Origin of the sequence: Dysgonomonas termitidis (assembly GCF_042654545.1) — a bacterium.
Classification (GTDB): Bacteria; Bacteroidota; Bacteroidia; order Bacteroidales; family Dysgonomonadaceae; genus Dysgonomonas; species Dysgonomonas termitidis.
The window spans coordinates 40,150-54,510 of record NZ_JBHSGN010000077.1 but is presented as its reverse complement, the minus strand read 5'-3'; the positions used below and the strand labels follow the sequence as shown (position 1 = coordinate 54,510).

At 41.7% G+C, this 14,361-nt stretch carries 13 protein-coding genes; 8 read left to right on the top strand and 5 right to left on the bottom strand.

Annotation, left to right across the window (positions count from 1 at the left end; genetic code table 11):
• Positions 1-180: 180 nt before the first annotated feature.
• Positions 181-816, bottom strand: a complete 636-nt coding sequence (locus tag ACFO6W_RS12960; protein WP_379997072.1) for a peroxiredoxin — start codon at positions 814-816, stop codon at positions 181-183.
• A 263-nt stretch (positions 817-1,079) separates the two neighbouring features.
• On the opposite strand from ACFO6W_RS12960, the gene ACFO6W_RS12955 reads away from it, so the two are divergent.
• A complete protein-coding gene (locus tag ACFO6W_RS12955; protein WP_379997070.1) occupies positions 1,080-2,270 on the top strand; it encodes a hypothetical protein in 1,191 nt (396 codons plus the stop codon).
• A gap of 33 nt (positions 2,271-2,303) precedes the next feature.
• Here the strand turns inward: ACFO6W_RS12955 and ACFO6W_RS12950 are convergent, their stop codons facing one another.
• From ACFO6W_RS12950 to ACFO6W_RS12935, 4 genes are all read right to left on the bottom strand, one after another.
• Entirely contained in the window at positions 2,304-3,305 is a 1,002-nt protein-coding gene (locus ACFO6W_RS12950; RefSeq protein WP_379997068.1) for a glycoside hydrolase family 43 protein, read from the bottom strand.
• A 137-nt stretch (positions 3,306-3,442) separates the two neighbouring features.
• On the bottom strand, positions 3,443-6,082 hold the full coding sequence (locus ACFO6W_RS12945) for a TonB-dependent receptor (protein ID WP_379997066.1): 2,640 nt from the start codon (positions 6,080-6,082) through the stop codon (positions 3,443-3,445).
• Between the two features lie 24 nt (positions 6,083-6,106).
• The gene (locus ACFO6W_RS12940) at positions 6,107-6,997 is read right to left on the bottom strand and encodes a GLPGLI family protein (RefSeq protein WP_379997064.1); all 891 of its coding nucleotides are present in this window, start codon (positions 6,995-6,997) and stop codon (positions 6,107-6,109) included.
• Positions 6,998-7,144: 147 nt separating this feature from the next.
• Entirely contained in the window at positions 7,145-8,125 is a 981-nt protein-coding gene (locus ACFO6W_RS12935) for a ketoacyl-ACP synthase III (protein WP_379997062.1), read from the bottom strand.
• Between the two features lie 982 nt (positions 8,126-9,107).
• On the opposite strand from ACFO6W_RS12935, the gene ACFO6W_RS12930 reads away from it, so the two are divergent.
• The 7 genes from ACFO6W_RS12930 to ACFO6W_RS12900 all read left to right on the top strand — a co-directional run bounded on the left by ACFO6W_RS12930 (position 9,108) and on the right by ACFO6W_RS12900 (position 14,341).
• Positions 9,108-9,707, top strand: coding sequence for a riboflavin synthase (locus ACFO6W_RS12930; protein ID WP_379997060.1), 600 nt, complete (start codon positions 9,108-9,110; stop codon positions 9,705-9,707).
• Position 9,708: 1 nt separating this feature from the next.
• On the top strand, positions 9,709-10,263 hold the full coding sequence (locus ACFO6W_RS12925) for a nitroreductase family protein (RefSeq protein WP_379997058.1): 555 nt from the start codon (positions 9,709-9,711) through the stop codon (positions 10,261-10,263).
• A 17-nt stretch (positions 10,264-10,280) separates the two neighbouring features.
• A complete protein-coding gene (locus ACFO6W_RS12920) occupies positions 10,281-10,901 on the top strand; it encodes a DUF2238 domain-containing protein (protein WP_379997056.1) in 621 nt (206 codons plus the stop codon).
• Between the two features lie 30 nt (positions 10,902-10,931).
• On the top strand, positions 10,932-11,870 hold the full coding sequence (locus tag ACFO6W_RS12915; RefSeq protein ID WP_379997054.1) for a DMT family transporter: 939 nt from the start codon (positions 10,932-10,934) through the stop codon (positions 11,868-11,870).
• A gap of 150 nt (positions 11,871-12,020) precedes the next feature.
• Positions 12,021-12,530, top strand: coding sequence for a hypothetical protein (locus ACFO6W_RS12910; protein WP_379997052.1), 510 nt, complete (start codon positions 12,021-12,023; stop codon positions 12,528-12,530).
• 10 nt (positions 12,531-12,540) lie between these two features.
• Complete coding sequence (mnmA, locus tag ACFO6W_RS12905; protein WP_379997050.1) at positions 12,541-13,614, top strand: tRNA 2-thiouridine(34) synthase MnmA; 1,074 nt, start codon at positions 12,541-12,543, stop codon at positions 13,612-13,614.
• A 91-nt stretch (positions 13,615-13,705) separates the two neighbouring features.
• Positions 13,706-14,341, top strand: a complete 636-nt coding sequence (locus ACFO6W_RS12900) for a trimeric intracellular cation channel family protein (protein WP_379997048.1) — start codon at positions 13,706-13,708, stop codon at positions 14,339-14,341.
• Positions 14,342-14,361: the final 20 nt, after the last annotated feature.

Genomic DNA, 14,361 nt, shown 5'->3' with positions numbered 1-14,361 from the left:
GGTAATAATTTGATAGTGCAATTTGGCTTTTGACACACCCTCTTCAGAACTAAATTAACCTAAAAATATTCCACTAAGGTCTCAGACCTATTTATTAGTTATGTATCTGCAGCAACAATAGTCAGTTATGCTTGAAATATGTTGCATTAATACATTCTATCGCTTATATAAGATTTATCCTTAATGTTTGTGTGATAAGTAATCCGAAATCCCCTCTTGTGTTGCCTTTAGTGCTTTATCACCTTTCTTCCAGTTGGCAGGGCAAACTTCACCATATTCCTCAGTAAACTGAAGAGCATCGATTACGCGAAGAATTTCATCCACGCTACGGCCCAACGGCATGTCATTTACTACCTGGTGACGAACAACGCCATCTTTATCGATAAGGAAAAGACCACGGTAAGCCTGAGGCGCACCATTAAATACGTCTTCCCCTTCATCGTTATAATCGAAAGCGCCGGCCAACACATCATATGCAGAAGATATCATCAATGTCTGGTCTGCGACCAATGGGTATTTAACACCTTTGATACCTCCATCGTTTTGTTCTGTTTGCAGCCATTTCCAATGCGAAAAAGCCGAATCGGTCGAAGCACCTACAACTGCGACATTACGGGATTCGAATTCTGCTATTTTTTCCTGGAAAGCGATAATTTCGGTTGGGCAGACAAATGTAAAGTCGGCAGGATAGAAAAAGAATACAACATATTTCTTTCCTATGAATTGCTCCAAAGAAAAACCTTCTACTATTTCATTACCGTTCACCACTGCATTAGCCTTGAATACAGGCGCTTTTTTTCCTACTAATACTGACATAATCTATTGTTTTTTTGAGTTAGTTATTTTCAATTCTGAGACAAATATAAGCCCTTATTTCTAATCAGTCAAATAGATAATTATTATGTTAATATTGACACTGTTTATACGGTTTGGTAGACCGGAGAATCCAAAGATATTCACTAATTTTGCAGGTATTAAGTTATAGAGAGAATTTAGTGATTTGCTTGAATGCGATAACGTCTTCTCTTTGTATTATTTACTTGAAAATAAATAGGTCTGCGACCTTAAACTAATTGCGAATGATCCTTTTCTTCAATCCCGGGCATGAAACAGCTGTAAAAAACAGTTCGCCATATTATACAGCACCGGCAAATATCGTATCGATGCAAAAAGAACTGTCCTTTCTTCCGGCATGGTATGGCACAGCCTGTGATTTAGTACTGACTGGCGAAAAAAATGACACTGAATTCCATAGTTTTCTATCAGACAATTTTCCTTCTTTACCAAAAGGCATAGCAGAGGAAAGCCTATATCGCTACCCGGAGATGGAGGTATCATTATGGGGGATATCTCCACAGGCCATATATTATTTTAAGGAACTGAACAAAAAATATGATACAAGCCTTATATTAACGGAATGGAATGATATATACACTTATCTCAACAGCAGACAGGCCGCGGGCGACTGTTTAAGAGACATTGCCGCGAATATACCCGAAGTATCAAAGAGTATAGTCCCCTGTTTTTGCAACAAGCTCGAAGATATTGAGGAGGTGGTAAACAACTCTGCGTCAAAATTATTAGCGAAAGCGCCTTATTCATCGTCAGGCCGGGGTTTGCTATGGCTTCCGGAGACAGGGCTTACGCGTACAGAGCGTCAAATATTACATGGCATACTAAAGAAGCAAGCTAGTGTATCTATCGAGAGGGTTTTGGATAAGCGGGTTGATTTTGCCATGGAATTTATTTGCGATGGACAGGGTGGTGTCGACTTCGCCGGATATTCTCTCTTCTATACGACTGATAAGGGTGCTTATCAGGGAAATTATCTGGGCCCGCAGGAGAATATCGTAAATGAGCTTACAAAGAATATTGCTCTATCCCTTCTGGACAAGGTAAGGTTAGCGTTAATCGCTATTCTTAAAGAGAAATATTCACCTGTTTACAAAGGCTGTATTGGCGTGGATATGCTTATATATAAAGAAGAGGATGAATATAAAATACATCCTTGCCTGGAGATAAATATGCGCTATAATATGGGATACCTGGCAATTCGCTTATACGAGAATTATATATCTCCTTTGTCGGATGGCAGATATTATATGGACTTTTGCTCCAGAGAAGGTGAAATATACAACCGTCACAAACTTATGGAAGAACAGTATCCGGTTGTATTTAAAGATAACAGGCTTGCAGAAGGCTATCTTCCGCTCTGTCCTGTAAATTACAATAGCAGATATTGGGCTTATATAATTGTTAAGTTAGTATAGAATCAGTCGTTGGATTGGCAATATTAATCGGATTTAGGGTATATACTGTTTACCTACAGCCAGTTTGTCCCCGGTTATATCCACTTCGAACAAATGGGGTACACGGTGATAGCGGCCATCCTGCATTTGTTTGTGACTGTGAACAGACATCAGCAGTTTGCCATCGAGTGTACGGAAGAGCATACCATGCCCGAAATTGGGAGGTGTGACCGGTTCCGGCTCATGTATCCACGGGCCATCGAGGGTTCCGCTTTCTGAGTAAACGATCCCCTGCGTATATACATCATATATCCAGCTCGTCCAGATCATGCCCAAACGTCCGGTACCTGTTTCAAACAGGTAAGGGCCATCGGTCACTCTATTGGGCCGGTCGTTCCCATCCTTATCTTTCTCCCTGCTCCAGGGCGAATCGCTGGCGCGGAAAAGCAATTTGCCTTCACCGACAGAGCCGCTTAAATCGGGTTTTAACTCTATTTTCTCTATTGTTCCGTTCAGGTTTTGCAGCCATTCGTAACAATATACCATATATGGCTTACCATCTTTGTCTACCCAGAAGGTACCGTCCAATGTAGGCATGTGTGCCGGCAGGTATGTTTCATCCTGCATCGGGACATAAGGGCCGCCGGGTTTGTCGCTGACTAATATATGCGATGCCCTGCGCTCGATTATATTACCTGCTACAGTGTCTATTTTTACGGCACGGTTGGTAAAGGTGGCAAAATAATAGAACTTATCTTTATAGGCATGGATTTCCGCCGCCCATATCATAGGCCGGGGACCCATCCATGAGTCCGGATCGGTTTGTGCTACCGTGTAAGGACCATCCCAGAGCCTCAGATCTTTGCTTTTCCAAAGCTTTCCTCCGGTTCCGGTCATATAATACATGGCTGTGGCCGGATCGGCTAAAATACACGGATCGCTCAATACAATCGAGTCTAAAGGAATATTTGTCCGGTTCCCCTCCTGACTATAAGAAGTCATCATATACGAAGAGAGAAAGAAGTGTACTAAAAGAATCAGGCCTGTTCTATTCATAATATATTCTTTTGAGGATAAATGTAAGGATTTAAGCAGGAACAAAAGTCGAATAATCATTCAATTTTAGTTGTTTATTATTCAGCAACGAAAAGTTAAACATTAAAATACGACAATAAAACTATTCATGGAATAATCTATTTCAGTTTAAACCGTACTTTCAGCAATACTTCCGCAGGACGTAAATCATAAGAATAATAGTATCTGCTTACGTCATTGTATGATGTGGATATATACTGCCTGGAATTGAAGATATTGGTGTAATCAAGGATTATCTCAGCTTTTTCCCATTTATATTTTGCCCCGATATCACCGAATGACATAGACCTGCTGCCCGAAGTGATTGTATTATTATAGAAGTTTTCATACCTCAGGTTTATAACCAATCCTTTCAACGGGAAAATATTCAGTTGCGCATTTTGCGATGTCGTACGTATGGGGTCGAAGTTCCTGCCACTATCCTTTATTTTACCTTGGCTTTGTGTATACCGTATTGAGTATTCAAAGCTTATACTCGAACCAAACTTCGTCAGAAAGCGTGGTGACACCGAAAAACTTTGATTGGAGTAGTCGATAAGTTCTCCCTGATTTATTTGTGCTGACCGGCTATTGTTGTAGCTGCCGCCTATAAAAACAGTTGTGTTTATAGCTTCAATTTCTTTGCTGCCGTGTACACTTGCATTTATCCCGCTTGCTGTATTCGGCATATCTATGGTCGATTGCAGTTTTAATATGCCGCTATAATAATAATCGTAAAGCAGATTGACCTTATTCCGGTAATACGATATGCTGGCCATCCCAAACAGGGTTGTTATCGGATTCCTGTAATTTAGCACAAGGCTGTAATTCCGGGATTGCTGTCTGAATAATTTCCCGTCGTTACGCAGTAAGTTCCGATACGAGGACATGATATATCCTGTGTACATATTATTAAGGCTTCCGGTCGAGTTGCTATAACCGGCATTCAGATAGCTATCCCAATAAGCCGATAATTTGTAACTGGCAAACAAAAATGGATTGAAGAACAAATATCCCTTATTTTCTTTTTTATCCGATACATTGTTGTCTGTGTCCAATATTGTATAACTGAGCGGCAGTGACAACGATACATTCAGTTTATAACCTTTTGAATATGTGTAATTCGGCAAGAATTTCCACTCGAATTTACCCTGCTTTATATCATTTCTCAGAGAGTCGGACAAACTACCTAATCCACTTTTTGTATCGGCCTGCAATGCCGACTTGAGCTGTTGCAGGTCCGTGTTAAAGCCTAACGTATAATTTTGCTTTACAGCACCCTTGCCTAGTCCCCATGTAATTCTGCTGTATGAAGCGAAGTCGTTCCGTTCGGCGTCTTGCACCATGGCTTCCGGCGAAGGTGCAGGATCGAATAATTGTCCATACAATACGGGTTGTACACGCAGTGTCTGGGATGAAGCGTTGTACCCGTTGAATGAATAGAAAGTCCATGTATGTTTTCCGTTTGTCTTCACCAAGTTGAATGTATTACTAATGCCATAGTCCGGCTTCTTTAAATGCTGGTAAACGCTGTCCTGGGAAATGGCATCGCCCCGCTCCCGGTGCCATACTCCTTCGAGCTTCAGCAGGTTGTTGAAGTAATACTTGTCTTTGTTGGCGTTCAATTGTATATCAGTACCCAGTTTTTCCTTTCTCAATCTGGAATTTAACAATTCTTCTATCTTTATGGTTTCGTCGTTCGGCAGGTAGTTTTCGGTATATGCATAACTGCTTCTTTGCTGATAGTCGTTCAGGTAGTTGATGTTTGCAGTCAGTTGGTAATCCGTTTTAAGACTCCACAGATTATTAAATGAAACCATATTCGCCTGATTATCCAGATACCGCTTTTCACTGATCGACGGGGAAGACGGGGTCTGTACATTCAGCAGACCGTTACTTTTCATTCGTGAAGCATCGCCCGAATAGAATGAATTCAGCTCTCGGCCGGGATCATCACCGGAATTGTTTCCTTTATAGGTGGTTATATTCTGTAGTTTTTTGGCAATATACATTCCTGTCAGTTCATTGTTCCACAGCAGAGGTGCGGCACCCATACCTGCTTGTGCATTTGCGATAAGAGTACCTTTGGCCGAATCTTTCAATTTCAGATTTATAGCGGCGTCTTCCGAAAATTCGCGGTCTTTCAGCGCCTTCACCGGTTGGTGGTTTTCCATTACCTGTACAGTAGATACATCTTTGGCTTCTATATTATTTGTCGCTATGCCATAACGGCCCTGCAATAAATCCACATTTTCTATATAAAATTTATTTATAGGCCTGTCCTGATAAAGTATTGCTCCATCGTCTTTAACCTGTATACCGGGCATTTTTTTCAATACATCACCTATTGTACGGTCATTGCCATCGCTGAAACTTTCCACCATATAGTTCAGTGTATCTCCTGCCTGCCTTATCTTAGGAGGTTTTATCTTCACTTCCTTCAGAACAATGGACTCCTGTACTATGGAGAAGTTTACGTCCTGACTCCGGTTACCGACTGTTTTCGATTGTTTGCCAACATTAAAGCCCGAAACAATGACAACAATGCTGTCACTCTTGCCCTTATACTCTATCTTATATTTTCCGGCATCATCAGTCAATACATAACCGAGCATCAGGGAGCGTCCCTTTTCCTGTAAAGTGACATTGATATCCGGTACAGGCTTATTGTCTCCGGTGAGCACAATCCCTTTAATGATGGTTTGCGCATGTGTAAAGCAGGATATAAGGATAAAGAGGGTCAGAAGATATCTTTTCATTATTTCTATTTATAGACCTGGGCTTTATTCGGTTTCTAAAGACAGATACTCATTATTATTCTTTTTCTGTATCATTATTACATTGCCTCCGTTAACATTTATGGCAGTGCCTCCCGATTGTTTTTTCTTTAATTTATCGAGGTCTTTTATACTGGCCTTCAAATAATCTTCCTGTGCCATTGTTATATCGACCGGATTATCAAGATTCTCCAACCCTATGATCTCAAATGAGAATAGATTTTCTGAATCTGAAACTTTCATTATCAATCCCGGTAATCCGTGGAACTTCCAGGGACCTTCATTTACGGGAATATCGGGACTGAACCATGCTTCGTAATCCCGTCCGCGAAATTCCGTAGTCGCTTTCTGGCATATATAGCCCAGTACGGTCAGTGTATCGGTAGATATATCCCATTGTTGCGCAGGAATTGTTTCCGTGCATTTGTATTTCTGAGGATCACTTTCCGCTCTGTCAATTGTAATTATTTCTCCTGCCGGGCGTTTTTTGAATAACTGAGCCGTCTCCCCTTTTGTCGTAGAATCGAACATTGCCCCGCCTTTGTTATCCAGCACGGACATATCCGCGTCTTTCATTATGGATATGCTCTGTATTGTAGACGGGTTTAGCTTATTGCGCATGAAGTCGGTAAATAGTGAGTCCCGCTTGATACGTGCAGCATCGTAATACCGGGAAACTTTCTGCCCGATATCCAGAGTCATCGTATCTGATTGCCGATGTATTTGCTTATCAACTGTTACCGGCTGGGTGAATTTGTAGTAACACCGGACTGTGGCGACATCGAGCTTTTCTTGTTGAATATCTCCTTTATCTATTTTACGGACAGACACCGCCTGTTGTGAACACACAGTTGCTGAAAGAGCAGATAGTGCCAATAGTAAGATTGTCTTTTTCATATTGCGATATTAATTAGTTACCCCGCAAATTTAGTCTAAAAAACTAGACGACAAAACAAATTGTCTATTTTTTTAGACATAAAAATGAAGATAAAAGCGAAGGAAATGGATTCGATTTCGTTTCCTTCTCTGAATCAGTTGGATATCTCATTCTTTCTCGATCATATTTTGCAGGCATATTCCGGCACAGGTCAATCCTCCACCGAAGCCAATCAACAGCAAGTTGTCACCTGGCTTTACTTTACCCGATTCTATGCCATTATACCAGGCTATAGGAATGGATGCGGCGGAAGTATTACCATAGTTTCTGATGCTCTCCAGACACTTGTCCATCGGGACATTCAGCCCTGAACATACCGATTCGAGGATGCGGATATTTGCACTGTGTGGTATGAACCAGTCTATATCGCCCGGTTTCAGATGATTCTTGGATATCAGTTCCTGTATTTTATCAATCAAGGTGCTTACCGCCCATTTGAAAACAACCTTGCCATTTTGGTGCAAATTGCGGTCAGGGATTACAGGTTCTCCGTTTATCGGGACATTCTGGTGCGCCAGATACAGGTCTTTCCCATGCGAGCCATCCGTCCCGGTCAGCGCATCAAATATATGGTTTTCGTCACAGGCTTCCACTACAACGGCTCCTGCACCATCTCCGAACAATATACAGGAGGTACGGTCGGTAAAATCCGTGATTTTCGAAAGTGTTTCCGCCCCTATCACCAGCACTTTTTTATGCGTGCCGGCAGCTATCAGCCCTTTGGCCAGGATAATACCATACACGAATCCTGCACAGGCAGCATAGACGTCTATACATCCCGCGTTCGGTATGTTCAGCCGCGTTTGCACCTGACTTGCCATGCTGGGCATGACCTGTTCGCCACTGGTGGTGGCTACAATGATAAAATCTACATCCGACAAATCCTTATTGTACCTAACCGAAAGGTTTTGCGCAGCTTTTACACAGAGGTCGCCGGTATATTCGTTCCCGGCTGCATAAAACCGCTGGCTGATACCTGTACGGGTGGTTATCCATTCGTCACTTGTATCTACTATACTTTCAAAATAATGGTTGTCTATCCGTTTTTCAGGGACATAAATCCCTATTGAATTAATTATTGCATTCATTTGTTATACGTTAATTGTAATAGTTAAAAAAAAGTTACACTTCTGACACTTTTTACGTATTTTTTGTCTCTCTTTTTATTTTCTTTGAGATGATCTTCTTTGTGTACTTAGTGTACCGCATGGAAAACAATACTTTATACAAAAGACTCTATATAAAAGGTAACAAAGGTAACACTTATTTCAGTTAACAGTGAACAGTAAACAGTAAACAGTATTTCATGCAGAGATGCTAAGACGCAAAAGGTAACAAAGGTAACAGTCTTTTTAGCCTTTGTGCCCTTTGTGATTTCCTTCGTGTACTTAGTGGTTAAATCTCTTTACCACAAGGGGCACAAAGATTTACACAAAGAGCACTATACAAAAAGTAACAAAGGTAACAGATATATCAGTTAACAGTAAACAGTTAACAGTAAACAGTGAACAACTCGTATCTGGTATCTTGTCTACTCGTAACCCGTAACTGCCCGAAGGGCGCAGTAACTCGTAACTATATCAAAAAAGTTACAAAAGTTACACTTTTTCCATTATTTTCTATCTGTCACTTTTTTCCCTCTCTGTAAGTCCCCCCTGGGGAAACAACGTTCGGCGGAGCCAATTTAGGGGGCTTCTTCAATATTTCAAAGAGCTATCAGCCAAAGGCTATCGATTCCGACTATATAGATAAAGTTTTTTTAGTTATCCGCATATTTCCTTTTAATAAAACGGAAAAGTAATCAGAGTCATGAGCTGGATTTTAATATCCGATTCTTTTCTACTACGCGCAATCGAAGATTGCTTGTATTCCTTTTGGCCAATGCCAAAAGGAACATCCTGACGGAACGAAGTGGAGCTGAAAACAATCCGGCATTAAAACTCAGCTACTGATTCGCATAACTTATAACTTTTCCGTACCTTTGTACGACTAAAAAATAATAGAACTAACCCAGGGCCTGTTTAAATTTGAGCGAAAATTTTTCTTAAGGCTTTTTAAAATAAAGATATCATGTTTTCAGGTATAGTAGAAGAAGCGGCAACAGTAGTTTCGTTGCGTAAAGAAGCAGAAAATCTGCATATAACAATGGAGTGTACCTTCACCCATGAGTTGAAAATAGACCAGAGTGTTTCACACAACGGAGTATGTCTTACAGTAGTGAATATAGATGATAACAAATATACGGTCACTGCTATCAAGGAGACGCTGGAGTGTTCCAACCTCGGTTTATTGCAGGTAGGCGATAAGGTCAACCTCGAACGCAGTATGCTGATGAACGGCCGCCTCGACGGACATATTGTCCAGGGACATGTAGACCAGACAGCCAAGTGTGTCGAAATAAGGGAAGCCGATGGCAGCTGGTATTTCAAATTCGAATATGAGTTTGACCGTGAAATGGCCAAGAAAGGTTATCTGACGGTAGATAAAGGCTCTGTAACCGTAAACGGTGTCAGCCTGACTGTAGTTGACCCTACCAATAATACATTCGAAGTAGCTATAATTCCATACACATACGAACATACCAATTTCCATCAATTTAAAGTAGGTAGTGTGGTAAATCTGGAATTTGATATTATAGGTAAATATATCAGTCGTATTACACAATTGTAATATGGATAAAGATTTTTTTTACAATCTTGTAAAACAACGCCAGAGCACCCGTGCTTATGATACTACACGCACGGTTGACCGTGAGATCATAGCCCGCATACTGGAAGCTGCACGTCTGGCGCCTTCAGCCTGTAACGCGCAGCCGTGGCATTTTATCGTGGTGGATGAACCCGGACTGAAAAACAAGGTGGCAGATGCGGCGTCAGCCCGGTTGCTGGGCATGAACCATTTTACCAAACAAGCACCTGTACATATTATAATAGTAGAGGAAAAGGTGAATATAAGTTCAGGTATTGGCGGTATTGTGAAAGATAAGCATTTCGCCTTTCTTGATATCGGTATTGCAGCCTCTCATATCTGCCTTGCGGCTGAAGCCGAAGGACTGGGTAGTTGCATACTCGGTTGGTTTACCGAATCAAAAATGAAGAAACTGCTGAATATCCCTGATAACAGACGTGTGGTACTCGATATAGTTATCGGTTATCCCGCACAGCCGTTGAGGGAAAAGAGGCGTAAACCAACAGAGGAAGTTATTTCTTATAATACTTACAAATAACAAACTACATACGCTCAATGGAAAAGAAACACTGGATATTTCTTGTCATATTCCTTATAGCAGGCGTCTGGTCGGGCATCAACCCTTACGAAACGGGTTTGTGGTTCATGGAAGCAGGAATGTGCATCGCCGGTGTGGCAATACTTGCCTTCACTTTTAAGCGGTTCCGGTTTATGGATATGGCTTATGTCTTTATCCTTATCCATTTTATTATCCTTTTTGTTGGCGCGCACTATTCCTATGCGAAAGTTCCTTTGTTCGACTGGATAAAAGAAGTATTTGACCAAAGCCGCAACAATTATGATAAAGTAGGGCATTTTGCGCAAGGCTTTATTCCGGCTATGATTGCCCGTGAATTGCTTATCCGCCTCGATGTGCTAAAAAAACGTTCCTGGTTGCCATTTATAGTTGTCAGTATCTGCCTTGCCATCAGTGCCTTTTACGAACTGACAGAATGGTGGGTAGGCGCATTGTCGGCCGATGGTGCCGAGGATTTTCTCGGTACTCAGGGATATGTCTGGGATACACAGTCAGATATGTTTTGCGCCATGCTTGGAGCTATCTGTATGTTGATATTCTTTTCAAAATTGCAGGATAAACAGATAAGTAAATTAGCAGACAGGCAAATTAACAAATGAATTCATCATTATTAATTATTAATTAACTCAATGACTCTTTCACAGAAACAACAGGGACATATTATCATGCTTGTTGTGATGACAGTTTTCGGACTGAACATCCCCATCAATAAGTATCTGTATAGTACCGGGCTTCTTACGCCAATAGCTATGACAATGCTTCGTATGGGCTTTGCTGCCATTGCTTTCTGGATAGTATCGTTATTCACGAAAAAAGAAAAAGTAGACAGGCGGGATTTACTCATACTGTGCATAGGCGGTATTTCGGGTATGCTTATCAATCAGAGCCTTTTTGCATACGGACTGGGGCAAACATCATCTGTAGATGCATCCATAATAACTACCAGCGGCCCTTTGTTTGCGATGATACTGGCGGCAGTGTTACTCAAAGAACCCATTACCTTCAAAAAAGCAGGCGGCGTGTTGCTCGGTGGGCTGGGTGCCATATTCTTGGTCTATACATCCAATCAGGTTGTTACAGCGGGTCAGGGGTCAGCTCTGGCGGGGGATATCGCTGTACTTAGCGCGCAGTTATTTTACGCGTTTTATCTGGTGATTACACGTCCGCTATCGACCAAGTACTCCCCCATTACGATGATGAAATGGATGTTTCTCTTCGCCGCTCTGATTAACCTGCCTGTCAGTTATGATGCAGTATTCGCAGCGCCACTGTTCCATCAGCCGGATGTAATACCGTATCTGATGCTGTCGTTTACATTACTGGGAGCTACATTTTTCACCTATATGATGATTCCTTTGGCTCAGAGGCGTATCAGGCCTACTACGATCTCCATGTACAATAATATGCAGCCGCTCATTGCTTCCGGCGTAGCCATATATATGGGAATGGACCGGTTTACATTCGAAAAATTACTGGCAGCCATATTAATCTTCGGAGGAGTATATCTGGTTACGGCCAGTAAATCGAGAGCTGATGTAGAGAGAGAGTCCAAAACAGAACAATCGTAGGCCTGTACCCTGACTTTCTGAAAAATAAACCGTATTTTTGTACCTTGGTTGAAAATATTTAAGTAAAATATCGTAGTTCAAACTTATAACAGCCAGTTATTGTTATATCTGGACAGCTAATAAATAGGTCTGTAACTATTGTTGATAAAAATGAAAAAGATACAAATTTTATGCTTGTTCCTGCTATTGCCTTTTACCTGTTCAGCACAATTTATAGGTATCGGGGCGCAGTATGCAGATGCCAAGGGGAAAGGAAATGATTTTCAGTTCGCGGCCAACGCGTCTTTTCCTGTATGGCATAAAAAAAATCCGCTCAATTCGTTTGTATCCAGCGGGATAGATTACACAGGGGGAAGTTCTCCTGTTGCCGGGTTGAACCTGAAGCCGATACAATTGACATCTTTCCTGAGCGAATCCTTATTTAATAATAACAAAGCGACAATCCTGGTTGGTTGTGATGCCGGATACCTCTTCAATTTCAGGCATGGAAAGGACGGGGTTGTGATCACGCCGAATATATATGCCGATTACAAATTCTTTTTTGTAAAAGCCGGTTATGACTTTAATGTGACAGGTAACGAACAACAGTTCTTTATCAGGGCGGGATTCTGTTTTGGTATGGGAACATTTAAAAACTTTGTGAAAACAGAAATCTGGTAGGTAGATAATAATGAAAATAGCAGCATTGGTATCGGGCGGGGTAGACAGTTCTGTAGTAGTACATCAGCTAAAGGAACAAGGTTACGACCCTACGATATTTTATATACGCATAGGGATGGAAGACGAGCAGGGCTATATCGATTGCCCCGCCGAAGAAGACATTGAAATTACAACCTATATAGCAAAAAAGTATGGTTGTAAAATGGAAGTTGTGTCCCTGCACGAAGAATACTGGGAAAATGTGGTGAGTTATACAATAGACGCTGTAAAGCGGGGGTTGACCCCTAATCCGGATATGATGTGCAACAAGATGATTAAGTTTGGGTGTTTCGAGCAAAAATGGGGGCATGAATTTGATAAGATTGCGACAGGGCATTATGCAACAACTACCGAACTGAACGGTAAGACATGGCTCTCTACTGCGAAAGATCACGTGAAAGACCAAACCTACTTTCTCGGACAGATAGATTACCTGCAGGTATCCAAGCTGATGTTCCCGATAGGTGATTTGCTGAAAAGCGAGGTGCGGGCCATTGCCGCGCAACAGGGACTGCCGTCGGCACAACGCAAGGATAGCCAGGGGATTTGCTTCTTGGGTAAAATAAATTACAATGATTTTATCCGCCGCTACCTGGGTGAACACAAAGGCAAGATCGTGGAGCTGGAAACAGGCAATGTACTCGGAAAACATGACGGCTACTGGTTTCACACTATCGGCCAGCGTAGAGGTCTGGGACTTAGCGGCGGCCCGTGGTTTGTGATAAAGAAAGATACAAAGCGCAATATCGTTTATGTTTCTAATGGTTACGATCCTGAAACTCAATATGGCAAAGTGGTAAATCTTGCGGGATTCTCATTCATTACAGAAGATATCTGGGGGGATTTTGAAGGACGGAAAGACATCTCCTTCAAGATACGCCATACACCTGAATTTACCCATGGCTATGTAGAAAAGATAGGCGACCTTTATCGCATTCATTCCGATGAAAAGATACAAGGCATTGCAGCCGGACAATTCGGTGTGGTCTATGACGCGGATTCCAAATTGTGTATTGGCAGCGGGATGATTGCCAATGAGGAATAAACTAATGTGCCAATATACTAATTGTGATACTTATTTGCATATCAGCAAATAAACTTATAACTTTTCACTCATAACTTTTCACTTAAAAACCATGTTTCTCTTTGATGACCTTGCGAAAATACAGCTTGTCGATATAATCGAATTTCTGGGAACAATTGCATTTGCTATCAGTGGTATCCGTCTGGCTTCGGCTAAACGGTTCGACTGGTTCGGAGCAATAGTTATCGGTTTCGTCACCGCTACCGGAGGCGGTACTTTGCGTGACTTGTTGCTGGATGTGCCTATATTCTGGACACAGGCCAGCCGCTATATATGGTGTACATTGTTTGCCTTTCTAGTTGTACTGTGTTTTCGTAAATTTCTGGTACATCTTAACAATACGATTTTCTGGTTCGACTGCATCGGGCTGGGACTATTTGTAGTAGTAGGTTACGAAAAGGCTTTCGCTCTCGACTATCCGGTATGGGTATGTGTGTCTATGGCCACTATCACAGGTATTGTAGGAGGTATGATACGCGATATTCTGATAAATGAAGTTCCTATTATTTTCACACAGGAACTTTATGCTGTCGCCTGTATCCTGGGAGGAATTTTGTTTAGCGTCCTTCATTATCTGAATGTGGATCTGGCTGTAATAGAAATCTCTACGGCTGTGTTTGTGGTTGTGATAAGAGTACTGGCTACGAAATACCGTCTGAAACTTCCCATACTAAAGGGGGAGGACTAGTTAATAAACATGATGATTCT

Bases quoted from the DNA above. Each gene is read 5' to 3' on its own strand.
- ACFO6W_RS12960 (WP_379997072.1), bottom strand. From the start codon at position 816: ATGTCAGTATTAGTAGGAAAAAAAGCGCCTGTATTCAAGGCTAATGCA.
- ACFO6W_RS12940 (WP_379997064.1), bottom strand. From the start codon at position 6,997: ATGAAAAAGACAATCTTACTATTGGCACTATCTGCTCTTTCAGCAACT.
- ACFO6W_RS12910 (WP_379997052.1), top strand. From the start codon at position 12,021: ATGAAAAAGATACAAATTTTATGCTTGTTCCTGCTATTGCCTTTTACC.
- mnmA (WP_379997050.1), top strand. From the start codon at position 12,541: ATGAAAATAGCAGCATTGGTATCGGGCGGGGTAGACAGTTCTGTAGTA.
- ACFO6W_RS12900 (WP_379997048.1), top strand. From the start codon at position 13,706: ATGTTTCTCTTTGATGACCTTGCGAAAATACAGCTTGTCGATATAATC.
- ACFO6W_RS12955 (WP_379997070.1), top strand. From the start codon at position 1,080: ATGATCCTTTTCTTCAATCCCGGGCATGAAACAGCTGTAAAAAACAGT.
- ACFO6W_RS12935 (WP_379997062.1), bottom strand. From the start codon at position 8,125: ATGAATGCAATAATTAATTCAATAGGGATTTATGTCCCTGAAAAACGG.
- ACFO6W_RS12915 (WP_379997054.1), top strand. From the start codon at position 10,932: ATGACTCTTTCACAGAAACAACAGGGACATATTATCATGCTTGTTGTG.
- ACFO6W_RS12920 (WP_379997056.1), top strand. From the start codon at position 10,281: ATGGAAAAGAAACACTGGATATTTCTTGTCATATTCCTTATAGCAGGC.
- ACFO6W_RS12930 (WP_379997060.1), top strand. From the start codon at position 9,108: ATGTTTTCAGGTATAGTAGAAGAAGCGGCAACAGTAGTTTCGTTGCGT.
- ACFO6W_RS12950 (WP_379997068.1), bottom strand. From the start codon at position 3,305: ATGAATAGAACAGGCCTGATTCTTTTAGTACACTTCTTTCTCTCTTCG.
- ACFO6W_RS12925 (WP_379997058.1), top strand. From the start codon at position 9,709: ATGGATAAAGATTTTTTTTACAATCTTGTAAAACAACGCCAGAGCACC.
- ACFO6W_RS12945 (WP_379997066.1), bottom strand. From the start codon at position 6,082: ATGAAAAGATATCTTCTGACCCTCTTTATCCTTATATCCTGCTTTACA.